Origin of the sequence: Zeimonas arvi, from assembly GCF_008039575.1 — a bacterium.
GTDB classification, from domain to species: Bacteria; Pseudomonadota; Gammaproteobacteria; order Burkholderiales; family Burkholderiaceae_E; genus Zeimonas; species Zeimonas arvi.
In genome coordinates, this window is sequence record NZ_VDUY01000001.1 from 625,699 (window position 1) to 648,937 (window position 23,239).

Genomic DNA, 23,239 nt, shown 5'->3' on the forward strand with positions numbered 1-23,239 from the left:
CGCTCAGTCGGATCGGGCCGCGCCCGCCGGGCCGGCCGAGCCGGCCTGCCCGGCCGCCTCCTGAGGCGGCAAGCCGAGCAGGCCGCGCTGCAGGTCGACGTCGATCGGCTGCGCACCCACGAAGGCGCGCAGCAGCGCGTCGCGGAACAGCAGTCCGGCGATCGGCTCGCCGACCATCATGTCGTTGAAGGAAACGCGCGTGCTGCCTTCCGCCAGGTCGAGCGTGAGCCGGTCGCCCTTCTGGGTGGGCCCGATCGCGCGCAAGGTCGCCACGAAGGCCTTGATCTGCGCGTCGATCGAGGCCAGCAGCAGGGGGTCGTGGTTGCGGCGGATCGCGTCGAGAATGCCGCGCGCGATGCGATCGATCGAGACGTCGGCCAGCAGCGAGATCGCCAGCCGGCGCGGGCCGGGATCGGCGATCAGCGCCTGGGCGCTGCGCACCGGCCCGGGCGTGTACAACGCGGCCACCCAGGTCTTCACGATGTAGACCTCGCGCAGGCCGGTGCCGTTCACCGAGAGCGTGGCGCCGCCCAGGGCGACCGCGTCGTCGAAGTGCACGCCTTCCACCTCGACCGCATGGCCCGACGCCGGCAAGCCGCCCCAAAGCGCGAGCGAGACGGCCAGTGCCGAGGCCAGCCCCGCGGTCGAACGCCCGGCCGCCGGCGCAGGCCGGCGCCGGGCGCCATCGAGCAGGACGGTCAGGACCGACTCCACCGCGTCGGCCGCGGCCAGCCGGCCTTCGCGCACCGAATTCGCCGCCTCGAACAGCAGCGCGCTCGTGGCGTCGTGCATCCACTGCGCGGTCAGGTCCACGCGCAGGCAGCCTTCCTCTTGCCCGCGCCGGAACAGGGCAAGCACCCGCTGCCGGTTCGGTTCGAACCTGGCCAGCCAGGTGTCGGCCTGCCCGCAGCGCTCCTGGCGCGCCGATTGCAGGAACAGGTACAGCACCGCGTTCGGCATGAAGGTGGCCACCAGCCGCCTGAGCGCCTCGTCGGCGGGACCTTGGTCGATGGCCGCGCTGTCGATCGCCTCTCGGCTCGCCTCGAGCGCCAGCGCCAGGACCGCTTCGACGATGGCCTCGCGATTCGGAAACATCCGGTGCAGCGTCGCCCGGCTGATGCCGATCGCCTGCGCGAGCTGCTCCATCGGAAGCCGCGGCTGGTCGGTGAGGACCGTCGCGATCGCGCGCAGCAGCTGGTCGCGTTCGACGCTCATGAGGCTGCGCCGCTCGCCGAGCGCTCGTTCCAGCCGCCGCCCAGCGCCTTGTAGAGCTCCACCCGATTGGCCAGCTCGGCGGCGCGCGCCGCCAGCAGCCCCTGCTCCGCGCCCAGCAGGCTGCGCTGGGCCTCGAGCCACTGCAGCTGGCTGTCCACACCAGTGCGGTAGCGCAGCTCGGACAGCTCGAGGGTGCGCGCGGCAGCGTCGACCTGGGCCTGCAATGCCCGCAGGCGCTCGCCGATCGTGCTGCGCGCGGCCAGGGCGTCGGCCACTTCTCGGAAGGCCCGCTGGATCGTGCGCTCGTAGTCGGCCACCGCGATGTTGCGACGGGCCTCGGCGAGGTCGAGGTTGGCCTGGTTGCGGCCGGCGTCGAAGAGCGGCAGCGAGATCTGCGGCACGAAGCTCCAGATGCCCGAGCCGCCACCGAAGAGACCCGACAGCTCGCGGCTGGCGGTGCCCAGCGCGCCGGTCAGCGCGATGCGCGGAAAGAAGGCCGCGCGGGCGGCGCCGATGCTGGCATTGGCGCCGCGCAGGCGCTGCTCGGCCGCCAGGACGTCGGGGCGGCGCTCGAGCAGCGCCGAGGGCAGGCCCGCCGGCGGCGCGGCCTGCACCCGGGCCTCGGCGAGCGAGACACTGTCCGCCAGGTCCTCGTCGGCCAGCGGCGCGCCGACCAGCAGCTCCAGGCCGTTGCGGGCCTGCAGCCGCGCGCGCCGGGCCTCGGCGAGCTCGGCGCGCGCCCCTTCGAGCAGGCCCTCGGCCTGGCGCAGCTCCAGTTCCGAGGCCACGCCCGCGCCGTGGCGCAGGCGGATCAGCTCGTAGCTGCGCCGTCGGGCCTCGATCGTGCGCTCGAGCAGCGCGATCTGCTCGGCCGCCGCCCGTTCGGCAAGCCAGCCGCCGGCGACTTGCGCGACCAGGCCGATCCGCGCCGCGCGGGCGGCCTCTTCGGTGGCCAGGTACTCGGCCAGCGCGGCCTCGCTCAGGCTGCGCACGCGGCCGAAGAAATCGAGCTCGAAGCCGGTCACGCCGACGTCGACCTGGTAGCGGTCGCTGATCGCGGATCGCCCGGTGGGCGAAAGGTCGGCGGGCACCCGCTGGCGGCTGGCGCTCGCGCCGGCGCCCACCGTGGGCAGTTCGTCGGCGCGGCGGATGCCGTACTGGGCGCGCGCCGCCTCGATGTTGAGGATCGCGATGCGCAGGTCGCGGTTGTGCTCGAGCGCGCGATCGATCAGCCGCCGCAGCGCGGGCTCGGCGTAGAAGTCGCGCCAGCCGATGTCGGCGGCCGCACCCGGCGCCGCGTCGCCCGCGGCGCGCGGCGCGCCGGCGCCGTCCACCTTCCAGGCGGCGGCCACCGGCGCCTGCGGGCGCTCGTAGACCGGCGCGAGCGAACAGGCGCCCAGCGACAGGGCGATCAGCGGAATCGTGAGTGCGGTTCTCATTCCTGGTGCTCCGTGGCAAGCCCGTCGCCCTCGACGGCCGCCGTCGACTGGTCGCGGCGCCGGCCGAACAGGCGCTGGACCGCAACGAAGAATACAGGCACGAACAGGACACCGAGCAGGGTGGCGGCGATCATTCCGCCCAGCACGCCGGTGCCGATCGCCCGCTGGCTGGCCGAGCTGGCGCCGCTGGCGATGGCCAGCGGCACGACGCCCAGGATGAAGGCCAGCGAGGTCATCACGATCGGGCGAAAGCGCAGCCGCGCCGCCTCGACCGCCGCCGCGATCGTGCCCTTGCCCTGGGCGACCAGGTCCTTCGCGAACTCGACGATCAGGATCGCGTTCTTGGCCGACAGGCCGATGATCGTGATCAGTCCGACCTTGAAGAACACGTCGTTCGGCATGCCGCGCAGCGTGACCGCCAGTACCGCGCCGATCACGCCCAGCGGCACGATCAGCAGCACCGACAGCGGGATGGCCCAGCTCTCGTAGAGCGCGGCCAGCACCAGGAACACCACGATCAGCGCGAGCGCCATCAGCATCGGCGCCTGGGCGCCCGATTCGCGCTCCTGCAGCGACTGGCCCGTCCACTCGTAGCCGATGCCGGCCGGCAGCTCGCCGACCAGCCGCTCCATCTCGGCCATGGCCTGGCCGGTGCTGAAGCCGGGCTTCGCGTCGCCGGAGATCTTGTACGAGGGATAGCCGTTGTAGCGGATCAGCTGCACCGGACCGGTGGTCCACGACGTGGTCGCGAAGGCCGACAGCGGCACCATGCCGCCGCGACTGCCAGGCACGTTCAGATCGAGCAGCGCCTCCGGGCTCATCCGGCTGGCCGCGTCGGCCTGCACGATCACCCGCTGCATCCGCCCGAAATTGGCGAAGTCGTTGATCGTGGCCGAGCCGAGCGCGGTCGACACCGTGCTGGCGATCGCGCCGAAGTCCACCCCGAGCGCGCTCGCCTTGTCGCGGTCGATCTCCAGCTGCAGCTGGGGCGCGTCCTCCAGGCCCTCGACCCGCGCGTAGGCGATCACCGGGCTCTGGGCGACCGCGGCCAGCAGCTGGTCGCGCGCCGCCAGCAGGGCGTCGTGGCCGATCCCGCCGCGGTCCTGCAGCCGCAGGCTGAAGCCGCTGGCGGTGCCGAGCTCGGGAATCGCCGGCGGCACCAGCGAGAACATCTGCGCGTCCTTCACGCCCATGAACATCGCGCCGTTGGCGCGGTCGGCCTCGGCCTGCGCCGACTCGGCGGGACCACGCTCGGACCAGTCCTTGAACACGGTGAAGGCCAGGCCGGCGTTCTGCCCCATGCCCGAGAAGCTGAAGCCGGTGATCGCGACGATGCTGTCGACCGAGGGGCGCGACAGGTAGTGCGCCTCGAGCTGGCCGAGCGCCGCGAGCGTGCGGTTGGCGGTGGCGCCGGCCGGCAGTTGCACGTCGGTGATCACGTAGCCCTGGTCCTCGACCGGCAGGAAGGCCGAGGGCAGGCGCATGAAGCTGAACGCCAGTACGCCGAGCAGCAGCGCGTAGACGAAGAGCGTGCGGCCGGCCCGCCCGACCAGCGCGCCGACCCAGCCCTCGTACCGGTCGGTGACGCGGTGAAAGCGGCGGTTGAACCAGCCGGCGAAACCCTTCTTCTCGTGGTGGCCCGCCGGGATCGGCTTCAGCAAGGTGGCGCACAAGGCTGGCGTGAGCGACAAGGCCAGGAAGCCCGAGAACAGGATCGAGGTGGCCATCGACAACGAGAACTGCCGGTAGATCACGCCCACCGAGCCGGACATGAAGGCCAGCGGCAGGAACACCGCGGCCAGCACCAGCGTGATGCCGACGATGGCGCCGGTGATCTGGCCCATGGCCTTGCGGGTGGCCTCCTTCGGCGACAGACCCTCCTCGGCCATGATCCGCTCGACGTTCTCGACCACGACGATCGCGTCGTCGACCAGGATGCCGATCGCCAGCACCATGCCGAACATCGTGAGCACGTTGATCGAGAAGCCCGCCACCAGCATCACCGCGAAGGTGCCCAGCAGCGCGATCGGGACGACGATGGTGGGGATCAGCGTGTAGCGCAGGTTCTGCAGGAACAGCAACATCACCAGGAACACCAGCACCATCGCCTCGGCCAGCGTCTTGACCACCTGCTCGATCGAGATCTTGACGAAGGGCGCAGTGTTGTACGGGATCTCGTAGCTCACGCCGGCCGGAAAATAGCGCGAGAGCTCCTCGAGCTTGGCCTCGACGTCGGTGGCGGTCTGCAGCGCGTTGGCTCCAGGGGCGAGCTGGACCGCCACTGCCGCGGTCTCCTTGCCGTTCAGGCGCGCGCCGAACTGGTAGGTCTCGCCGCCGATCTCGATGCGGGCCACGTCGCGCAGGCGCACGGTGGAGCCGTCGGGGTTGGCGCGCAGCACGATCGCGCCGAACTCCTCGGGCGAGCCGAGCAGGCCCCGGACGATCACCGAGGCGCTCACCTGCTGCGTGTCGGGCGCCGGGCGATCGCCGATCGCGCCGGCAGGCACCTGCCGGTTCTGGGCGGCGATGGCCGCGTTGACCTCGGCCGCGCTCAGCCGGTATCCGACCAGCTTCTCGGGGTCCAGCCAGATCCGCATGGCGCGCTGCGCCGCGTAGAGCTCGGCCTTGCCGACACCGGGCACGCGCCGGATCTCGTTGATGACGTTGCGGGTGATGTAGTCGGCCAGCCCGAGCTGGTCGAGCCGGCCGTCCTGCGACGACAGGGTGGCCACCAGCAGGAAGCTGCTACTGGCCTTCTCCACCTGCAAGCCCATCTGCATGACCGCCTGCGGCAGGCGCGACTCGGCCTTCTTGATCCGGTTCTGCACGTCGACCGTGGCCAGCTCGGGATCGGTGCCCGGCGCGAAGGTGGCGGTGATCTGCGCACGGCCGTACGAGTTGCTCTGCGACTCGTAGTACAGCATGCCCTTGGCGCCGTTGAGCTCCTGCTCGATCAGGCTGGTGACCGCCTGGTCCACGGTCTCCGCCGAGGCGCCCGGATAGGTGGCGCTGATCTCCACGCTGGGCGGCGCCACGCTCGGGTACTGCGAGATCGGCAGACCTGGAATGGCCAGCAAGCCGGCCAGGATGATGAACAGCGCCACCACCCAGGCGAAGATCGGCCGCTCGATGAAGAACTTCGGCATGGTCAGGACCTCGGGGCGGCGTCGGCGACGCCCGTGCCACGCGCCACCCAGGGCTCGGCGCTCACCGGTGCGCCGGGGCGGATCTTCTGGAAGCCCTCGACCACGACCCGATCACCCGGCTTCAGGCCCTCGCGGACGATCAGCTCGTCGCCGACCGTGGCGCCGGTCGTCACCGTGCGCTGCGCCGGCACGTCGTCGTCGCCGACCACCCAGACCCAGGCGCCGCCGTCGGACGAGCGCTGGATCGCCTGGCGCGGCAGCCGGATCGCCTGCCGGTCCACGCCCTGCTCGAGCCGCACGCGCACGTACATGCCCGGCAGCAGGCTGCGGTCCGGATTGGGGAACTCGGCGCGCAGCGTGACCTGGCCGGTGCCGGGGTCCACCGTCACGTCGGAGAACAGCAGCTTGCCGGTCGCGGGATGCTCGGTGCCGTCGTCGAGGACCAGCGCGACCCGCGCCGACTCGCCGGCCACCCTTTCGACGCTGCCGCTTTCGAAGGCCTTGCGCAGCCGGGCCAGCTCGGTGGCGGGCTGGGTGAAGTCCACGTAGATCGGATCGAGCTGCTGGATGGTGGCCATCGGCGTGGGCTCGCCCTGGCCGACCAGGGCGCCCTCGGTCACCAGCGCGCGGCCGATGCGCCCGGAGATCGGCGCGCCGACCGTGGCATAGCCGAGATTCAGGCGGGCGCGGTCGCGGGCGGCGCGCATCGCGGCCACGTCGGCCTGGGCGAGCTTCTGCTGGGCCAGCGCGTTGTCGAACTGCTGGCGGCTGATCGCGTTCGCCTTGACCAGCGGCTCGAAACGGGCCACCTCGGCGCGCGCCAGCGCGAGCGCCGCCTCGGCGCGCTGCAGGCTCGCGTCGGCCGCAGCCAGGTCGGCCTGCAGCGGCGCGGGGTCGATCCGGAACAGCAACTGACCCGCCTTGACCTCGCTGCCTTCGCGAAAGGCCCGCTTCTGCACGATGCCGGGCACGCGAGCGCGGACCTCGGCGATCCGCGTCGGCTCGAGGCGGCCGGGCAGTTCGCTCGAGACGATCGTGGGGGTCGGCTCGGCCACCACGATGGCGACCGGCGCCGGGGGCGGGGCGGCGCCCGTCGGCTGCGCGGCGGAAGGATCACGGCCGCATCCGGTGGCGACCGACAGGGTCAGCAAGGCGACGCCGGCGACGCGGGCGGCCGAAGAGGTGACAGGCATGGGGAGTCCGATTCGGAGTAGTGATTGAATTGTACCGAATGAGACATTTTTGTGTCAATCGAGCCGACCGCTACACTCCCGGTGCCGATGGAAACGCTCACCCTTCTCTTTCCCGACCTGGCGCTGATCGCGATCGGGCACCTGCTCTTCCGCTCCGGAATCTGGGGCCGCGGCTTCTGGCAGGAGCTCGAGAAGATGATCTATTTCCTGCTCTTCCCGGCGCTGCTCTTCAACACGATCCTGCGCACCAACCTGGGCTCGGCGGGCGCGCTGCCGGCAGTGTCGGTGACGCTCGGCGCGATCGCGATCGGGATCGCACTCGGCTTTGCGGCCCGTCCGCTGCTCAGGCCCCTGCCGCTGCAGTTCGCCTCGGGCGTGCAGTGCGCCTTCCGCTTCAACTCCTACATTCTCCTGGCGCTGGCGCAGCGCTTTGCCGGCGAACCGGGACTCGCGCTGGCCGCGGTCGTCATGGGCGGGGCGGTGCCGATCCTGAACGTGGCGGCAGTCTGGCCCCTGGCGCGCACGGCCAACAGCGGCCTGGCGCGCGAGCTGGCGCGCAATCCGCTGATCCTGGCCACGCTGGCCGGGCTGGCCGGCAACTTCGCCGGCTTGTCGTTGCCCGAGCCGATCGGCGCCACGATCGGCCGGCTGGGCAGCGCGTCGCTGGCGCTCGGCCTGCTCGCCGCGGGCGCCGGCCTGCGGCTGGAACGCTCGCCGACCTCGGATGGCGCCGCGCGCGCCAGCGCGTTGCGGCTGACCGCCTGGTTCACCGCGGTCAAGCTGGTCGCGATGCCAGCCACCGCGCTGCTGCTCTCGAGCCTGTTCGGCGTGCCGCCGCTCGCGCAGCAGATCGCGGTGCTGTTCGCCTCGATGCCGGCGGCCTCGTCGTCCTACATCCTGGCGAGCAGGATGGGCGGCGACGGCCCCTTCGTGGCGATGCTGGTCACGGTGTCGATGCTGGCAGCGCTGGTGGCGCTGCCGTTCTGGATCGGCCTCAGTCGTTAGCGCGAGCCGGCGCCCCCTCGCCGCCCTCGTTTCGCCCGCCCGGCGCGCGGCGCTCCAGTTGCGCCAGGGCCCAGCCGACATGCTCCCTGACCAGTGCGGACGGATGATCGGCCCGCGCCGCGAGCGCTGCGCGCGCGACGGCGATCGCATCGGCCCCGCCGCCCGTGCCCTCCGCGCCGCGGACCCCGTCAGTCCCGCCCGCGTTGCCCAGCGCCACCGCGATGTTCCTCAGCCAGCGCTCGTGGCCGATGCGCCGGATCGGCGAGCCGGCCAGGCGCGCGTCGAACTCTTCGGCGCTCCAGCGGAAGAGTTCGACCAGCGAGGCCGCGTCGAGGCCGTTGCGGGGCGCGAAGTCAGGAAGCCCGGCTGGCTGCGCGAATCGGTTCCACGGACAGGCGAGCTGGCAGTCGTCGCAGCCGTAGATGCGATTGCCGATCGGCGCCCGCAGGGGCTCCGGGATCGCCCCCTTCAGCTCGATCGTCAGGTAGGAGATGCAGCGCCGGGCGTCGAGGCGCCAGGGCGACACGATCGCCCCGGTCGGGCAAGCCTCGATGCAGCGGGTGCAGCTGCCGCAGTGGTCGGGCTCGGGTTCGTCGGCCGGCAGCGGCAGGTCGGTGTAGAGCGTGCCCAGGAAGAAGGTGGAGCCGCGCTTCGGGTGGATGAGCAGCGTGTGCTTGCCGCGCCAGCCGAGTCCGGCGCGGCGCGCGAGCTCGACCTCCATGACCGGCGCCGAGTCGCAGAACACCCGGTGGCCGAAGGGTCCGGCCGCCGCGGCGATCCGCTCGGCCAGCTTCTGCAGCCGGGCACGCACCACCTTGTGATAATCGCGCCCCAGCGCGTAGCGCGACAGGTAGGCGCGCTCGCCCTGGGCGAGGGTTCGCCACGCCAGATCCACCCATCCGGGATCCTCCGGCGCGTAGTCGAGCGTGACCATGATCGCGCTGACGGTCCCGGGCACCAGCTCGGCCGGACGGGCCCGGGCCATGCCGTGCCGCGCCATATAATCCATTTCGCCGTGCCAACCCGCGTCGAGCCAGGCCTGCAGGCCGCCCTCGACCGACGACAGGTCGACGCCGGCCACGCCGAGCGACGCGAAGCCGAGCTCGGCGGCCCACTGCCGCAGCGTTGCGGTCGCGAGGTTCGGCGTCGAGGACATGACTCGACCATTCTAAGGGGCGCGCCGATGCCCGCCGATTCGCTGAGCCTGCTGCTGCCCGACGAGACCGCCACCGCGGCGCTCGCCCGGGCGATCGCGGGCGCGCTGCAACCCGGCACCACGATCCACCTGTCCGGCGACCTGGGCAGCGGCAAGACCGCCTTCACCCGCGCCCTGCTGCGGGCGCTCGGCCACACCGGACGTGCAAAAAGCCCCACCTTCACGCTGGTGGAACCTTATAATCTGTCGAAGTTCAATCTGTATCATTTTGATTTTTATAGGCTCTCATCCGAGAGGGCTTGGCTGGATGCAGGCTTCGACGAATATCTCGACGGGCGCGGCGTGGTCGTCATCGAATGGCCCGAGATGGCCGGCAACACGCTTCCCGAACCCGACCTGCTGCTGCGGATCCGCTGCGATCCGGCGGCGGGCGGCGACGCACGCCGGGTCGACGCGCACGCGCGCGGGCCGCAGGGGCTCGCATGCCTGAACGCGATTCGCGCCGCCGGCTGCTTCGGGCCGGAGCCGGCGCCGCGCTGAGCCGCGCGGTGGCGGGCGCGCTGGCCGCGCTCGCCGCACCGGCCGCGCAGGCGGCCACCATCGTGGCGGTGCGGGTGTGGCCGGCCCGCGACTACACGCGGGTGGCGCTCGAGCTCGACGAGCCGCTGCGCTCCACGCAGATGCAGCTCTCCGATCCGCCCCGGATCGTCGTCGACCTGGAAGGCCTGGAGATCGACCTCGCGCTGCGCGAGCTGATCGCCAAGGTGCAGCCCGACGATCCGTACATCGCTCAGGTGCGCATCGGCCAGAACCGGCCCCGCGTGGCGCGGCTGGTCTTCGACCTGAAGACCGAGGTAGCGCCCCAGCTGTTCACGCTGCCGCCGGTCGGCAACTACCGGCACAGGCTGGTGCTGGACCTGTACCCCACGGTCGCCCCCGATCCGCTGGCCTCGCTGCTCGAGCAGATGAACCGGGCCGGGCCCGCCGCCCCTCCCGCGCCGCAGCCCGATCCGCTCGCTGCGCTCCTGGGGGGGAGCCGGCCCGGGGGGGTGCCCGCGGGCGAACCCCGTGCAAGCGGGCCCTCCGCACCGCAGCCCGGCGGACCGGGCGGCTCGCCGGGCGCCTGGGCCGAGGCGCCGGCCACGGTGCCGCCGATCACGTCGCGACACGGGCCTGCGAAGTCGCGGCCCCCGGGCGCGGTCGCCCCCCCCGCCTCGCCCAGGGGACCCGCCACCCGGCTGGTCACCATCGCGATCGACCCGGGGCACGGCGGGGAAGACCCGGGCGCGATCGGTCGCGCCGGCACGCGCGAGAAGGACGTGGTCCTTCGCATCGCACAGCTGCTTCGCGAGAGGATCCAGGCCGATCCGGCGATGCGCCCCTTCATGACCCGGGACGGCGACTACTTCGTGCCGCTGGCCACGCGGGTCGCCAAGGCCAGACGGGTGCAGGCCGACCTGCTGGTGTCCATCCACGCCGACGCCTTCGTGCGGCCGACTGCGCGCGGCGCCTCGGTGTACGTGCTCTCCGAGCGCGGGGCGAGCAGTTCGGCCGCGCGCTGGCTGGCCAACCGGGAGAACGCCTCGGACCTGATCGGCGGGGTGAACCTGAACACGCGCAACGCCGAGGTGCGCCAGGTCTTGCTCGACCTGTCGACCAGCGCGCAGATCCAGGCCTCGAGCGTGATCGGCCAGCGGGTGCTGGCCGAGCTGGGCGACGTCGGCAACCTCCACAAGCCGCGGATCGAGCAGGCCGGCTTCGCGGTGCTCAAGGCGCCCGACATCCCGTCGATCCTGGTCGAGACCGCGTTCATCAGCAACCCCCACGAGGAACGCCGGCTGCGCGACCCGCGCTACCAGGCGAACGTGGCCGACGCGATCTTCCGGGGCATCCAGTCCTGGCTGCGCAGCCACCCGCCGGAGCAGCGCGGACGGCTCACCTGAACGATCAGGCGACCTCGGCGGGCTGCTCGAGCCGGTAGCCGACTCCGCGCACCGTGCTGATGCGCGCGCCGGTGCCGGCCAGCTTGCCGCGAAGCCGCGACACGTAGACTTCGATCGCGTTCGGCGCGAGCTTTTCGTCCCATCCGGCAATCGCGCGCAAGAGCCGGTCCTTGGTGACCGCGGCGCCGGCGTGCATGACCAGGAACTCCAGGATCGACCACTCGCGCGGCGTCAGGTCGATGGGCACCGAGCCGTGCCGGACTTCGCGCCGCCGGCTGTCGACCACCAGTTCCCCGCAGACGACGACGTCGGTCCGCAGCGCCGTCCCGCTCTGCCGGCGCAGGAGCGCCTGGCAGCGCGCGACCAGCTCGCGCGGGTCGACCGGCCGGATCAGGTGGTCGTCCGCCCCGGCCTCGACGGCCGCGATCCGGGTCTCGACCGCATCGAGCGCGCTGAGCGTGACCACGCCCAGCCGGATCCGGCGCTCGCGCAGGCTGCGCAGCCACGCCAGTTCGTCGGCCGCCTGCACGGGCAGGTCGACCAGGATCGCGTCGTAGTGGCCGCCGCGCAGCGCCTCGTCGGCCGCCAGGAGACTGGCGGCCAGGTCGACCTGGTGGCCGGCCGCGCGCAAGGGCTCGGCAAGGCGCTCGAGCGTGAGGTCATCCCGGCTGACCGCGAGTGTCTTCATCGGCGATTCCGGCCGTTTCCGGCCGGCCGGCATCGAGGCGCCGAGCGGCGCGCCCCGGGGGGTTCAGGAAAGTCCGGAGCTCATGCTACGCGGGGCCGGGGGCGCGAGCGATGATATCGGTCAAGCGCGCGTCGTTTCGCGGCAACGCCTCGACGGGTGCCGGAGCGCCTCGAACACCGCCGGCTGGCCGGGGATGTCGCACGCGGCTCCCTATAATCCCGCCATGAATGCCCCCACGACGCGCCGCCCGATCGCGCCGCTGCCCGATCGCCTGATCAGCCAGATCGCTGCCGGCGAGGTGGTCGAGCGGCCCGCCTCGGTGGTCAAGGAACTTCTCGAGAACGCGATCGACGCCGGCGCGAGCCGGATCTCGCTGCGCATCGAGGAAGGCGGGGTGCGCCGAATCGTGGTGGCCGACGACGGCGTCGGCATCCCGGCCGCCGAACTGCCGCTCGCCCCACTGCGCCACGCCACCAGCAAGATCGCCACGCTCGACGAGCTCGAGCGGGTGGCCACGCTGGGCTTCCGCGGCGAGGCGCTCGCGTCGATCGCGTCGGTGGCCCGCCTGAGCGTGACCAGCCGCACCGCCGACGCCGGGCACGCCTGGAAGCTCGACGCCGAGACCGGCGAGATCCAGCCGGCGGCGGGCGCGCGCGGCACCACGATCGAAGTGCTGGACCTGTACGCGGCCACACCGGCGCGGCGCAAGTTCCTGAAGGCGCCGGCCACCGAGGCGGCCCACTGCCTGGAGGCGCTGCGCCGGGTGGCGCTGGCCCATCCCGACATCGGCTTCGAGGCGGTGAACGACGGCCGGGCCGTCGAGCCGCTGCCGGCCGGCGGCTGGCGCGAGCGGGCGCTGGCCGGCCTGGGCGACGACTACAAGTCCGCGCACCGGTTGGTCGACGCCGAGGCCGGCGGCCTGCGGCTGCAGGGCGTGCTCGGCGCGCCCACGCTGAACCGCGCGCGCGCCGACCGGCAGTTCCTCTACGTGAACGGACGCTTCGTGCGCGACCGGCTGCTCGGCTACGCGGTACGCCAAGCCTACTCGGACATGATGCACGGCGACCGGCACGCCGCCTGGGTGCTGCACCTGTGGCTCGATCCGTCGCTGGTGGACGCGAACGTGCATCCGGCCAAGACCGAGGTCCGCTTTCGCGATGCCTCCGCGGTCAGGTCATTCGTATTCCATGCGGTCCAGGACGCGCTGCGCGAGGCGCATCGCCCGGCGGGGGGCAGCGCCGGGCAGGATGCCGGTGGCGGGCACGGCGAAGGCGGACCCTCCGGCGGCCCGGGCGACACGGTCTTCCGCTTTGCCGCCGCGACCGGCGCGATCGGTTCGCGACTCACCGCCGCCGACGTGACCCGCAGCCTGCAGTTCCATGCGCCCGGCGTGGACTTCGCCCCGGGCGCCGGGCTGGCCATCTTCGAGCGGGCCAGCGGATCCGTGCCGACCGCGTCCGGTGGAACAGGCGAGACCGGTGGAGCGGGCGAGGCCGGCGGCACGGCTTTCGTCCAACGGTCGCCGGCGGACATCCCGCCGCTCGGCTTCGCGATCGCGCAGCTGCACGGCCTGTACATCCTGGCGCAGAACGCCGCGGGACTGGTGGTCGTCGACATGCACGCGGCGCACGAGCGCATCGTCTACGAGCGGCTGAAGACCGCCATCGCCGACCACGGACTGAAGCAGCAGCCGCTGCTGATCCCGGCCACCTTCCGCGCCGACCCCCTCGAGGTGCGCGTGGTCGAGGACGAGCAGGAGACGATCGCGCAGCTCGGGCTGGACGTCTCGGCGATGGGTCCCGACGTGCTGGCGGTGCGCGCGGTGCCTGCCGAGCTCGCGCGCGGCGACGTGGTCGCGCTCGCGCGCTCGGTGATCGACGAGATCCGCGAGTACGGCGCATCGGCGGCGCTGGCGGCACGCCGCGACGCGATGCTGGCCACGATGGCCTGCCACGCCGCGGTGCGCGCGAATCGCCGCCTGGGCCTCGACGAAATGAACGCGCTGCTGCGCGACATCGAGCGCACCCCCGCGGCCGACCAGTGCAACCACGGCCGGCCGACCTGGGTGCAGGTAGGCATCACGGAGCTGGACCGCTGGTTCCTGCGCGGCCAATGAGCGCCGGCGATCCGCCGCTCGTGATGCTGCTCGGACCGACCGCCTCGGGCAAGACCGCCGTCGCGCTGGCGATCGCCGAACGACTGCCGGTCGAGATCGTGTCGGTCGATTCGGCGCTCGTCTACCGCGGCATGGACATCGGCACCGCCAAGCCCGGCCCCGACGAGAGGCGCCGCGTGCCGCACCACCTGATCGACCTGATCGAGCCCACCGAGAGCTATTCGGCCGCCCGCTTCGTGGCCGACGCCCGCGCGGCCATCGCCGGCATTCGCGCGCGCGGCCGCCTGCCGCTGCTGGTGGGCGGCACCATGCTCTACGCGAAGGCCTTCGCCGAGGGCCTGCACGAGCTGCCGCAGGCCGACCGCGAGCTGCGCTGCCGCATCGAGGACGAGGCGCGCGCGCTCGGCTGGCCGGCGCTGCATGCACGGCTGGCCTCGCTCGACCCCGCCACCGCCGCGCGGCTCGAGCCCGGCGACGCGCAGCGTATCCAGCGCGCGCTGGAGATCGTGGCGCTGACCGGCGTGCCGATGTCCGAGTGGCTGGCGCGGCAGCGCCCCGTCGGGACAGCGGCCGAGACCATCCTCACGATCGCGCTGGAGCCCTCCTCGCGGGCGGCCCTGCACGAGCGGATCGCGCAGCGCTTCCAGGCCATGCTCGGCGCCGGCTTCGTCGACGAAGTGCGCGCGTTGCGCGCGCGCGGCGACCTGCACGCCGGCCTGCCGGCCATGCGCTGCGTGGGCTATCGCCAGCTCTGGCAATGGTGCGACGAAGGAGAACACGGCGGCGACGTCTGGCAGCGCGCGGTCGCGGCCGGCATCGCCGCCACCCGCCAGTTGGCCAAGCGGCAACTGACCTGGCTGCGCGCGATGCCCGGCCGCCAGGTGATCGACTGCCTGGCGAGCGACGCCGCCGCGCAGGCGCTGGCGCTCGTACGCCGCGCAAGCGGCGCCTGACACCCGAGACCCACGAGACCCGCGACATGAACCCAGGAAACGAGAACGGCCCCGCCACCCGCCGACACGATCCGTCCGCTGCGCCGATCGCGATGATCGGCCTGGGCCGGATGGGCGCCAACATGGCGCGCCGCCTCGCGCGCGCGGGCATCGCGGTCGAGGGTTTCGACCCGCTGCCGGCCAGCCGCGAAGCGCTTGCCGGCGAGCCCGGCGTTCGCCTGCACGCCTCGCTCGCCGACGCGGTGGCCGCGCTGCCGGCGCCGCGCACCGTGTGGCTGATGCTGCCGGCCGGCGAGGCCACCGCGTCCACGCTCGCCGGGCTGCGTGGCCTGCTGGCGCCCGGCGACCTGGTCGTCGACGGCGGCAACGCGAACTACCTGGACTCGCAACGCCGCGCGGCCGAGCTCGATGCCGACGGTGTCGGCTTCGCCGACTGCGGCGTGTCGGGCGGCGTGTGGGGGCTCGCGAACGGCTACTGCCTGATGTTCGGCGCGGCCGACGCGCAGGCCGCCGCGCGCGTGGCCGTCTATGCCCGGGCGCTCGCGCCGGCGCCCGATTGCGGCTGGCTGCACTGCGGTCCGGTCGGCGCCGGGCACTTCACCAAGATGATCCACAACGGCATCGAGTACGGAATGATGCAGGCGATCGCCGAAGGCTTCGCGCTGCTCGAGGGGCGGCAGGAGATGCAGCTGGACCTCGGCGCGATCGCCGAGCTGTGGCGCCACGGCAGCGTGGTCCGCTCCTGGCTGCTCGACCTGACCGCCGACGCCCTGCGCGAGCCCGGCGCGATCGGCTCGGTGGCGCCGCTGGTCCCGGACTCGGGCGAGGGGCGCTGGACCGTCGACGAGGCGGTGCGCCAGGGAACGCCGGCGCCGGTGATCGCCATGGCGCTGATGAGCCGCTTCGACTCGCAGGGGCGCGCCGACACCGGCAACCGGCTGCTCGCGTTGATGCGCAAGGGCTTCGGCGGCCACGCGGTCACCGCCGCCTCGTCGCCGGCCATGCTGGCGGGCAAGCCCGGGGCCGGATCGTGAGCGCACCGGTCCGCGGCGATGCGTGCGCGAGGGGCGCGGTGACCGCCATCGTCGTGATGGGCGTCTCGGGCTGCGGCAAGTCGACGGTGGGCAGCGCGCTCGCGGATCGCCTGGGCTGGCGCTTCGCCGACGGCGACGACTTCCATCCGCCGGCCAACGTCGAGAAGATGCGTGCAGGCGTTCCGCTCGACGACAGCGACCGCGCGCCCTGGCTGGCCCGGCTCAACGCGATGCTGCGCGAATCGGCGGCCGCGGGCGGTCCGGTGGTGCTCGCCTGCTCGGCCCTCAGGCAGCGCTATCGCGACGCGCTGGCGGAAGGCATGCCGGGCCTGCGCTTCGTGCACCTGGCCGGCAGCGCCGGACTGATCGGCGACCGGCTCGCGGCGCGCCGGCACCGCTACATGCCCGCCGCGCTGCTGGCCAGCCAGTTCGCCACGCTCGAGCCGCCGGCCGACGCGCTGACGCTCGACGTGGCCGAGCCGGTCGACGCGCTGGTCGAGGCCATCGTCGCGGGCCTCTGCCCGGATCAGTCGAACGAATAAAAGTACAGCAGGTCCACCGCCGTGTCGGTTCCGGTCTGCGCCCGCACCGACAGCCGGCGGGTGATGTCGTACTGGAAGCGCAGCAGGCTCCAGATCCCGCGCAGGCCCTGCTCGTAGGTGATCAGCATCCGGGAGCCGAGACGCTTGCCGATCGCGACCACGTCCTGGGTGGCGCCGGTGGCGGGGGCGCTGCCGGTGCCTGCCTGGCCGGGGAAGCTCGCGCCGAAGTTCGCGTCGAAGCCGCTGGCCGCCGCGTTGCGGATCGTGAGCACGTCCAGGCCCAGCGACTCCTGGATGCCGGACACCAGGCCGCCGCCTTCGCCGCCGAACAGCGTGGCCGCCGCGGCCTGCAGCGCCGCGACCTGTCCGCCGGTGCGGGCGTCCTCGGGCCCCACGCCCAGCACCAGCCAGGAGAGCTTCTGCGAGTCGGGCACTTCGGGCTCGGATACCAGCTTCACCCGCGGCGACAGCACGGTGCCGGTGACGGCCACGCCGGCCTCGACCGCAGGGCCACGCCGCATCGCGGTGATGTCGAGCACCGGATTGTCGAGCGGGCCGTTGAAGATCACGCGGCCGCGCGAGATCTCCAGCTTCTGGCCGTAGGCGGTGTAGGTGCCGTCGCGGATGCGCACCGTGCCGGTCGCGCGCGGCGCGTCCGGCAGGGTGCCGCGCAGCCGCAACGTGCCGGCCAGCCGCGCGTCCACGCCACTGCCGCGCACCCGGATGCGCTCGCCGAGGTCCACCTCGAGGTCGGCGCCCAGCCTCAGCGCGGACTCCGACTGTGCGGGCCCGGACTGCGCGGCCGCGCTTCCGGCGGCCCCGGCGCCCCGGGGCGCGGGCGGCGCCGAAGCGTCGACGATCACCACGTCGCCCGGCAGCGACGGCGCCTCGCCGCCGCGCAATTCGATCAGGCCCTCGTCGGCGCGGATCTTGCCGGTCCACTGCAGTTCCGCCGCCCGGCTCTCGATACGGGTGTCGCCCGAGACCACGATGCGCTGGCCTGGCCCGATCGGCACCGGCAGGCGATCGGCAAGCAGCCGGAAGTCGCCGCGCGCGCCTTCGAGCAGCAGCGTGCCGCTCAGCGTGACCGAGCCCTCGCCGGAGGCGAGCCGCAGCGTCTTCACCTCGAGCCGGTCGCCGTCGAAGCGGGCGTCGAGCACGCCGTCGCCGAGACGCCAGCCGAGCCGGCGCTGGATCATCGCCAGCTCGCGCCCCTCGAGCGTGCCGGCGAAACCGGGCTCGCGCAGCGTGCCCGACAGATCGGCCGCCACCCGCAAGCGCCCGGCCACCGCCCACTCGGGGCCGATCATCCGGTTGGCCACCGCCAGCGAGGGCAGCACCAGGTCGACGCGGCCCGACAGCGCGCCGCGCTGCAGGCGCAGGTCGGCCTGGCCGCCGGCGTCGAGCCGCTCGGTCGTCGAGACGCGCAGCTGCAGCGCGCCGTCGAGGTCGTCGACCGAGGTGCCCGCAAGCGTCCACCGGCCGCCCAGCCTCACCTCGTCGATGGTCGCGGCGTCCCGGGGGATCAGCCCGAAGCGTTCGGCCCAGCGCGATACCGGCAGCGCCTGCGCCTCGCCGGCGAGCTCGATGCGGCCCTCGCGCAATGCGAAGTCGGCGATGTCGAGCCGGCCGCCGTCGGCGCGCAGCGAGCCGGGCCCGGCCCGCACGCTGCCCGGCTCGACCGCAAGCGGCATCGGCGCGGCGAGCGCGACCGCCAGCGGCAGCTCGGTGGCGAGCCGGTCGATGCGGCCTTCCCAGCGCCAGGCCGGCGATGCGCCCGTGGCCCGGGCATCGCCACCGGCCTGGCCGGCCGAACGGCCGGGCTGACCGGCAGCGAGCCCGGGCAAGGCCAGGCCGCCACTCGCAACGAGCGAACCGGCGACGCGAGTCGAGCCGACTTGCGCCCGCCCGAGATCGAACGCCATGCGATGCGCGCCCAGCGTGCCCTCGACCGTGATCCGCGCGCGCTCGACGGTGGCCGCCGGGTGGCGCAGCCCGCGCGCGTCGATTCGCAGCACCACCTGCGATCGCTCGAGTGCGGCCGCGTCGAAGCCCGGCACCGACACCTCGCCCTCGGCGGTCAGCGCACCTTCCAGCCCCAGCGCCAAGGGAAGCGCCGTGCCGACGGCGGCCAAGGACGGCAATCGCAGGCGCAGGCTCAAACGGTCGCCGTCGCGGCCGGCATCGCCGGCCAGCCGCGCGCTCAGCTCGCCCAGCGACGCAACCAGGGCGGCGCCGGTCACCCGATCCGGCGACACCCTTCCCTGCCAGTCGACGCGAAGGGGCCGGTCGTCGAACCGGCCCTCGGTGATCCTCAGGCGCGAATCGAGGGCCAGCACCGGCGCCACCTCGCCCTTGGCCGCCCAGTCGCCGGCCAGCCCACTCAGCGCAGCCACTTGCGCCGGCAGCTCGACACCGGCGATCGCGGCCAGGCGCGCCGGATCGAGGCCGGCAAAGCGGCCTTCGAGGTCGATCTGCCAGGGCGCCTGCCATCGAGCACTGCCGGCCACGTCGATCGAGCCCGAAGGCGTGCGCAGCTTCGACGAGGCGATCCGCAGGCGCTCGCCCTGCAGGATCGCCGCCCCGGCCAGGCTCAGGTTGCGCCGGTCGGCGTCGGTCAGCGAGAACTCGAGGCGCCCGGCGTCGAGCGCGATCTCGCCGCCCAGCCTGGCCGGCCAGGCCTGGCGGTGCGCCTTCGCCGGATCCAGGCCGCGCAAGGCCAGCCGTGCCGCGATCGCCGGCAGCTCGACGCCGAAGAGCGGGCGCGACACGGCCGTGTCCACCAGGATCTCGCCGCGCAACATGCCGCCGTCCAGATCGATGTCGTCGAGCGCCAGCCGGCGATCCGCCCAGCGCAGTGCGGTGTCCAGGCTGGCGAAGGGCAGCAGCCCGGTGTCGACCGGGCCGGGCAGCGCATTGCGCAGCGCCAGCCGGCCGCGCCAGGCCACCTCGGCAAGCGAGGCCGCTTCGCTCGCGGATTCGGCCGCAAGCTCCAGCCGCCCGGAGAGCCGCGCCCGCGGGCCGGGCAGGCCGATCGCGTCGGGCTCGAAGCCGTCGAGCGACAGCGTCAGCGCCTGCACCGGCAGCGGCGACAGCGGCCGCACCGTCGTCTCGAGCGTGGCCCAGGCCGGCGCGCCCGGGCCCGGCTCGCCCAGGCTCGCCTTGCCGGGCGGGGCGAGCATCCGCAGACGTGCGGCGAGCGTCTCGATCGGCCCGTTCGCATCGAGCTGCAGCGGCGGCAGCAAGGGATAGCCGGGGATCGCCGGCTCGATGCGCGCCGCCAGCGCGGTCTGGAAGGGCGACGCCACCGCCGCGTGCGCCTCGGCGCTCAGCGCGCCCCAGCCGTCGACGCTGGCCGCCAGCCGTGGCAGCCGCAGGGCCTGGTCGTCGATGCGCAGCCCGGCGAGCAGGCCACGGATCGCCGGCATCGAGAACCCTTCGCCGCGCACCGAGAGCTCGCCGACCTCGAGTTCGTCGACGGCGACCTTCATAGGCAGCGCGATCCGCTCGGGCAGCACCGGCGGCCCGCCCTCGCCGCCCGGCCCGAGCGTGACCGCAACGCGCGCGGCGCGCAGCTCGCTCAGGCGCAGTTCGCCCGACAGCAGCGCGACCGGCCGCCAGCCCAGCCGCAGCCCGGTGATCTCCACCCGCGTGCCGGCCTGCTCCCAGGTCATCCGCGCCAGCTCGACGCCCGACAGCAGCGTGCCGCGCGCCTCGCCGGACCGCAGCGCCCCGCCAGCGGCCGTTTCGGCCTGCGCCAGCGCCCAGCGCACGAAGGACGTGGTCTGCCCGACCCACCAGGCGCCCGCCGCTGCGGCCAGCAGCAGCAGGGCCAGCAACGCGCCGGCCGCCCAGCCGATCAGTCGTCGCAGCCGCATCAGAAGGCGTACCCGACCGAGAGGTGGAAGCGCAGCCGCCGGACCTCGTCGCCCCAGGCCAGGTCCAGGTTGACCGGCCCGATCGGCGAGCGCCAGCGCACGCCGACCCCGGCGCCCCAGGCCGGCTTCCAGTCCTGCCAGCGGTCGGCGGCGTCGCCCGCGTCGAGGAAGACCGCGCCGTACCAGTCGCGCACCAGCGGATGCTGGTACTCGAGGCTGGCCAGCGCCATCACGCGGCCACCGACGATCGCCCCGCCCTCGGGCACGCCCAGCGACAGGTAGGGGTAGCCGCGCACCGTGTGCGTGCCGCCGGTGCGGAACAGGTTCTCGGTCGGGATCCCCTCGCGCGAGGAAGCGAAGACCTGCCCGCCTTCGACCAGGCCGACCAGGATGCCGCCATCGAAGGCCGAGCCCTCGGGCATCGGCCAGAAGCGCATCGCGCGCGCCCAGGTCCGCACGAAGCTGCGATCGCTGAACAGGGCCCGCGCGCCGCCCGAGGCCTGGGCGCTGATCGTGTAGCCGCGCCGCGGGTCGACCTGGGAGTCGACCCGGCGCAGGTTCCATGCATAGCCGAGCGTGAAGGCCTGCCGGCGGTCGGTCTCCGGGTCGAGCGGCACCGTGCGCTGCTCGGTCTGGTACTGCAGCGACAGGAAGTGGTCGATTTCCTCGCCGCGCTTGCCGCGCCCGACCAGCACCGTCTGGCGGTCGGTCAGCTCGCCCTGGACCTCGAGCCGCTCGACGCGCGCGCCGGCCTGGTCGAAGTAGCCGTCCGCCCGCTGGGGCGTGCGCACCGACACGAAGGCTCGCCGCCGCACGTCCTGCCACAGCAGGCCCGATTCGAGCTGCAGGCCGCGCCCGAGGAAGTCGCGATGCTCGTAGCCAAGCAGCGCGCGGGGCCCTTCGTCGGAGCTGTAGCCCACGCCCAGCGTCACGCGCTTGCGCCGCCGCTCGCGCAGCACCGCCACCACCGGCACCTCGGCCAGGCCGGGGTCGGCCTCGATCGCCGACAGGTCGGGCAGCACGTCGACTCCGGTGAAATAGCCGGATCCGCGCAGCCGGGCCTGGAAGCGCAGCAGCTGGTCGAAGTCGTAGGGGTCGCCGGCGGCATCCGGGCCCGCCTCGCGCCAGGGCTTGAGCGCCTCCACGATGCTGCGGTCGTAACGCTCCAGCCCGCGCACCGTGAGCGCGCCGAAGGGCAGGCGCGGACCGGTCTCGATCGTGAGCGCCAGGCTCGCGGCGGTGGCCTGCACGTCGACCTGGGCGCGGCTGCTCGCGATCTTCGCGCGCACGAAACCGCGCTGCTGCAGCAGCTCGAGCATCAGCCGCTTGCCCTGCTCCCAGGCGCTGGGCCGGAAGAAACTGCCTTCCGGCAAGGGCCAGCGCTCGAGCAGCTCGTCGCGCAGCGCCTGCGCGTCGGCAGCGCCGTCGAGCTCGAAGGCCAGTCGCGACACCGTGGTGCGCGCGCCGGCGTCGACGGCGATGGTCACGGTGGGCAGGGCCGCGTCGGCAGCGGGCCGCGCCGGCGCCAGCAGGTCGGCCGGTTCGCCCGCCTCGGGCGGATCGACCCGGACCTCGACCTTCGCCGAAAAGTAGCCGGCGTCGCGCACGATGGCGGCGGCTTCTTCGCGACCGCGGATCACGAAGAGCGGCAGCTGCTCGCGCTCGAAGCCGGCCTCCTCGATCCAGCGCCCGAGCAGCGTGCGCTCGCGGATCGGCTCGACCAGTTCCTCGGGCGCCTCGATCTCCAGCCGGTAGTTCTCGGCGCGCGCCGGCAACGCGGCGACCAGCAGCAGCCAGGCGGTCGCGAGGAGGCGAAGCGCGCCGCGCGTCGGCGCGCCGTGACGATCAGGCGACCACGGTCTGCGGCGCATCGCCCCGCCGCTCGACGATCTCCCCGATCCGCCAGGCGGTTTCGCCGGCGTCGTGCAGGGCCGCGAGCGCAGCGTCGACCGACTCGGCCGGAACGATCGCGACCATGCCGACGCCGCAGTTGAACACGCGGTGCATCTCGTCGTCGGCCACGCGGCCTTCGCGCTGCAGCCACTGGAACAGCGACGGCATGGTCCAGGCGTCGCGATGCAGCACGGCCTGCAGGTGCTCGGGCAGCACGCGCGGCACGTTGCCGACCAGGCCGCCGCCGGTGATGTGGGCCAGACCGTGGACGGGCAGCGCCTCGAGCAGGCCCAGCACCGGCTTCACGTAGATGCGGGTGGGTGCGATCAGCGCATCGGCAAAAGAGCGGCCGTCGAAGTCGGCCTGCATCGCCGGCGTGTCGAAGCCGCCGTGGGCACGCTCGACGATGCGGCGGACCAGCGAATAGCCGTTCGAGTGCGCGCCGCTCGAGGCCAGGCCGATGACCGCGTTGCCCGCGGCGACCTTCGAGCCGTCGAGGATCTTGGACTTCTCGACCGCGCCGACCGCGAAGCCGGCCAGGTCGTACTCGCCGTCGGGGTACATGCCAGGCATCTCGGCGGTCTCGCCGCCGATCAGCGCGCAGCCCGCCAGCTCGCAGCCTCGGGCGATGCCGCCGACCACCTGGGCGGCGGTGTCGACGTCGAGCCGGCCGCAGGCGAAGTAGTCGAGGAAGAACAGCGGCTCGGCGCCCTGGACCAGGATGTCGTTGACGCTCATGGCCACCAGGTCGATGCCGACCGTGTCGTGGCGGTTCAGCGAAAAGGCGACCTTCAGCTTGGTGCCCACGCCATCGGTGCCCGAGACCAGCACGGGCTCGCGGTAGCGCCTGGGCACCTCGAACAGCGCGCCGAAACCGCCGATGCCGGCCAGCACGCCCTCGCGCATCGTGCGTTTGGCAAGCGGCTTGATCCGGTCGACCAGCGCGTCGCCGGCATCGATGTCGACGCCGGCATCCTTGTAGGAGAGAGAATCAGCCATCGTGGCGGTATCCGGTGGAGTCGGTCGTGCGTTCGGTGG

Annotated in this window: 16 protein-coding genes; 7 read left to right on the top strand and 9 right to left on the bottom strand. The window is 73.4% G+C overall.

Translation table 11 applies throughout. The features are described from left to right. Positions 1–3: 3 nt before the first annotated feature. The 4 genes from FHP08_RS02925 to FHP08_RS02940 are packed head-to-tail and all read right to left on the bottom strand — an operon-like array spanning position 4 to position 6,993. Positions 4–1,215 carry a chalcone isomerase family protein gene (locus tag FHP08_RS02925; protein WP_147702790.1) on the bottom strand — a complete coding sequence of 404 codons (1,212 nt, stop codon included), beginning with the start codon at positions 1,213–1,215 and terminating at the stop codon, positions 4–6. Then, positions 1,212–2,654 (bottom strand): efflux transporter outer membrane subunit, encoded by a 1,443-nt coding sequence (locus FHP08_RS02930; protein ID WP_147702791.1) that lies wholly within the window; start codon positions 2,652–2,654, stop codon positions 1,212–1,214. Before FHP08_RS02930 ends, FHP08_RS02925 begins: the two co-directional genes overlap by 4 nt. Next, a complete protein-coding gene (locus FHP08_RS02935; RefSeq protein WP_147702792.1) occupies positions 2,651–5,800 on the bottom strand; it encodes an efflux RND transporter permease subunit in 3,150 nt (1,049 codons plus the stop codon). The genes FHP08_RS02930 and FHP08_RS02935 overlap by 4 nt, the downstream gene beginning before the upstream one ends. Positions 5,801–5,802: 2 nt before the next feature. Next, on the bottom strand, positions 5,803–6,993 hold the full coding sequence (locus FHP08_RS02940; RefSeq protein ID WP_147702793.1) for an efflux RND transporter periplasmic adaptor subunit: 1,191 nt from the start codon (positions 6,991–6,993) through the stop codon (positions 5,803–5,805). A gap of 87 nt (positions 6,994–7,080) precedes the next feature. Here FHP08_RS02940 and FHP08_RS02945 point away from each other — a divergent pair, with 87 nt between their 5' ends. Continuing rightward, positions 7,081–7,998 carry an AEC family transporter gene (locus tag FHP08_RS02945; RefSeq protein ID WP_147702794.1) on the top strand — a complete coding sequence of 306 codons (918 nt, stop codon included), beginning with the start codon at positions 7,081–7,083 and terminating at the stop codon, positions 7,996–7,998. Here the strand turns inward: FHP08_RS02945 and queG are convergent. Next, the gene (gene queG / locus FHP08_RS02950) at positions 7,988–9,154 is read right to left on the bottom strand and encodes a tRNA epoxyqueuosine(34) reductase QueG (protein WP_147702795.1); all 1,167 of its coding nucleotides are present in this window, start codon (positions 9,152–9,154) and stop codon (positions 7,988–7,990) included. The two genes, FHP08_RS02945 and queG, sit on opposite strands and share 11 nt — an antisense overlap. A 27-nt stretch (positions 9,155–9,181) precedes the next feature. Here queG and tsaE point away from each other — a divergent pair, with 27 nt between their 5' ends. Both tsaE and FHP08_RS02960 read left to right on the top strand, forming a co-directional pair. Continuing rightward, positions 9,182–9,694, top strand: a complete 513-nt coding sequence (tsaE, locus tag FHP08_RS02955) for a tRNA (adenosine(37)-N6)-threonylcarbamoyltransferase complex ATPase subunit type 1 TsaE (RefSeq protein ID WP_147702796.1) — start codon at positions 9,182–9,184, stop codon at positions 9,692–9,694. Next, positions 9,637–11,097 carry an N-acetylmuramoyl-L-alanine amidase gene (locus tag FHP08_RS02960; RefSeq protein WP_147702797.1) on the top strand — a complete coding sequence of 487 codons (1,461 nt, stop codon included), beginning with the start codon at positions 9,637–9,639 and terminating at the stop codon, positions 11,095–11,097. The genes tsaE and FHP08_RS02960 overlap by 58 nt, the downstream gene beginning before the upstream one ends. Positions 11,098–11,101: 4 nt before the next feature. Here the strand turns inward: FHP08_RS02960 and FHP08_RS02965 are convergent, their stop codons facing one another. Continuing rightward, positions 11,102–11,785 carry a winged helix-turn-helix domain-containing protein gene (locus tag FHP08_RS02965; protein WP_187272145.1) on the bottom strand — a complete coding sequence of 228 codons (684 nt, stop codon included), beginning with the start codon at positions 11,783–11,785 and terminating at the stop codon, positions 11,102–11,104. Between the two features lie 223 nt (positions 11,786–12,008). Between FHP08_RS02965 and mutL the strand changes: the two genes are divergently transcribed. From mutL to FHP08_RS02985, 4 genes are read left to right on the top strand one after another with little or no spacing between them, the layout of a single operon-like run. Then, a complete protein-coding gene (gene mutL, locus FHP08_RS02970; RefSeq protein WP_147702799.1) occupies positions 12,009–13,901 on the top strand; it encodes a DNA mismatch repair endonuclease MutL in 1,893 nt (630 codons plus the stop codon). After that, positions 13,898–14,854: a tRNA (adenosine(37)-N6)-dimethylallyltransferase MiaA gene (miaA, locus tag FHP08_RS02975; RefSeq protein WP_147702800.1), complete on the top strand. Its 957-nt coding sequence runs from the start codon at positions 13,898–13,900 to the stop codon at positions 14,852–14,854. The genes mutL and miaA overlap by 4 nt, the downstream gene beginning before the upstream one ends. Before the next feature lie 26 nt (positions 14,855–14,880). Next, positions 14,881–15,888 carry a phosphogluconate dehydrogenase (NAD(+)-dependent, decarboxylating) gene (gnd, locus tag FHP08_RS02980; RefSeq protein ID WP_147702801.1) on the top strand — a complete coding sequence of 336 codons (1,008 nt, stop codon included), beginning with the start codon at positions 14,881–14,883 and terminating at the stop codon, positions 15,886–15,888. A 56-nt stretch (positions 15,889–15,944) separates the two neighbouring features. Next, positions 15,945–16,430, top strand: coding sequence for a gluconokinase (locus tag FHP08_RS02985; protein WP_147703116.1), 486 nt, complete (start codon positions 15,945–15,947; stop codon positions 16,428–16,430). Here FHP08_RS02985 and FHP08_RS02990 read toward each other — a convergent pair. From FHP08_RS02990 to purM, 3 genes are read right to left on the bottom strand one after another with little or no spacing between them, the layout of a single operon-like run. Next, the gene (locus FHP08_RS02990) at positions 16,415–20,308 is read right to left on the bottom strand and encodes a translocation/assembly module TamB domain-containing protein (protein WP_147702802.1); all 3,894 of its coding nucleotides are present in this window, start codon (positions 20,306–20,308) and stop codon (positions 16,415–16,417) included. The two genes, FHP08_RS02985 and FHP08_RS02990, sit on opposite strands and share 16 nt — an antisense overlap. After that, entirely contained in the window at positions 20,308–22,179 is a 1,872-nt protein-coding gene (locus FHP08_RS02995) for an autotransporter assembly complex protein TamA (RefSeq protein WP_147702803.1), read from the bottom strand. Before FHP08_RS02995 ends, FHP08_RS02990 begins: the two co-directional genes overlap by 1 nt. Next, the gene (gene purM / locus FHP08_RS03000) at positions 22,154–23,200 is read right to left on the bottom strand and encodes a phosphoribosylformylglycinamidine cyclo-ligase (RefSeq protein ID WP_147702804.1); all 1,047 of its coding nucleotides are present in this window, start codon (positions 23,198–23,200) and stop codon (positions 22,154–22,156) included. Before purM ends, FHP08_RS02995 begins: the two co-directional genes overlap by 26 nt. Positions 23,201–23,239 lie beyond the last annotated feature (39 nt).

Bases quoted from the DNA above. Each gene is read 5' to 3' on its own strand.
- FHP08_RS02925 (WP_147702790.1), bottom strand. From the start codon at position 1,215: ATGAGCGTCGAACGCGACCAGCTGCTGCGCGCGATCGCGACGGTCCTC.
- FHP08_RS02930 (WP_147702791.1), bottom strand. From the start codon at position 2,654: ATGAGAACCGCACTCACGATTCCGCTGATCGCCCTGTCGCTGGGCGCC.
- FHP08_RS02935 (WP_147702792.1), bottom strand. From the start codon at position 5,800: ATGCCGAAGTTCTTCATCGAGCGGCCGATCTTCGCCTGGGTGGTGGCG.
- FHP08_RS02940 (WP_147702793.1), bottom strand. From the start codon at position 6,993: ATGCCTGTCACCTCTTCGGCCGCCCGCGTCGCCGGCGTCGCCTTGCTG.
- FHP08_RS02945 (WP_147702794.1), top strand. From the start codon at position 7,081: ATGGAAACGCTCACCCTTCTCTTTCCCGACCTGGCGCTGATCGCGATC.
- queG (WP_147702795.1), bottom strand. From the start codon at position 9,154: ATGTCCTCGACGCCGAACCTCGCGACCGCAACGCTGCGGCAGTGGGCC.
- tsaE (WP_147702796.1), top strand. From the start codon at position 9,182: ATGCCCGCCGATTCGCTGAGCCTGCTGCTGCCCGACGAGACCGCCACC.
- FHP08_RS02960 (WP_147702797.1), top strand. From the start codon at position 9,637: ATGCCTGAACGCGATTCGCGCCGCCGGCTGCTTCGGGCCGGAGCCGGC.
- FHP08_RS02965 (WP_187272145.1), bottom strand. From the start codon at position 11,785: ATGAAGACACTCGCGGTCAGCCGGGATGACCTCACGCTCGAGCGCCTT.
- mutL (WP_147702799.1), top strand. From the start codon at position 12,009: ATGAATGCCCCCACGACGCGCCGCCCGATCGCGCCGCTGCCCGATCGC.
- miaA (WP_147702800.1), top strand. From the start codon at position 13,898: ATGAGCGCCGGCGATCCGCCGCTCGTGATGCTGCTCGGACCGACCGCC.
- gnd (WP_147702801.1), top strand. From the start codon at position 14,881: ATGAACCCAGGAAACGAGAACGGCCCCGCCACCCGCCGACACGATCCG.
- FHP08_RS02985 (WP_147703116.1), top strand. From the start codon at position 15,945: ATGGGCGTCTCGGGCTGCGGCAAGTCGACGGTGGGCAGCGCGCTCGCG.
- FHP08_RS02990 (WP_147702802.1), bottom strand. From the start codon at position 20,308: ATGCGGCTGCGACGACTGATCGGCTGGGCGGCCGGCGCGTTGCTGGCC.
- FHP08_RS02995 (WP_147702803.1), bottom strand. From the start codon at position 22,179: ATGCGCCGCAGACCGTGGTCGCCTGATCGTCACGGCGCGCCGACGCGC.
- purM (WP_147702804.1), bottom strand. From the start codon at position 23,200: ATGGCTGATTCTCTCTCCTACAAGGATGCCGGCGTCGACATCGATGCC.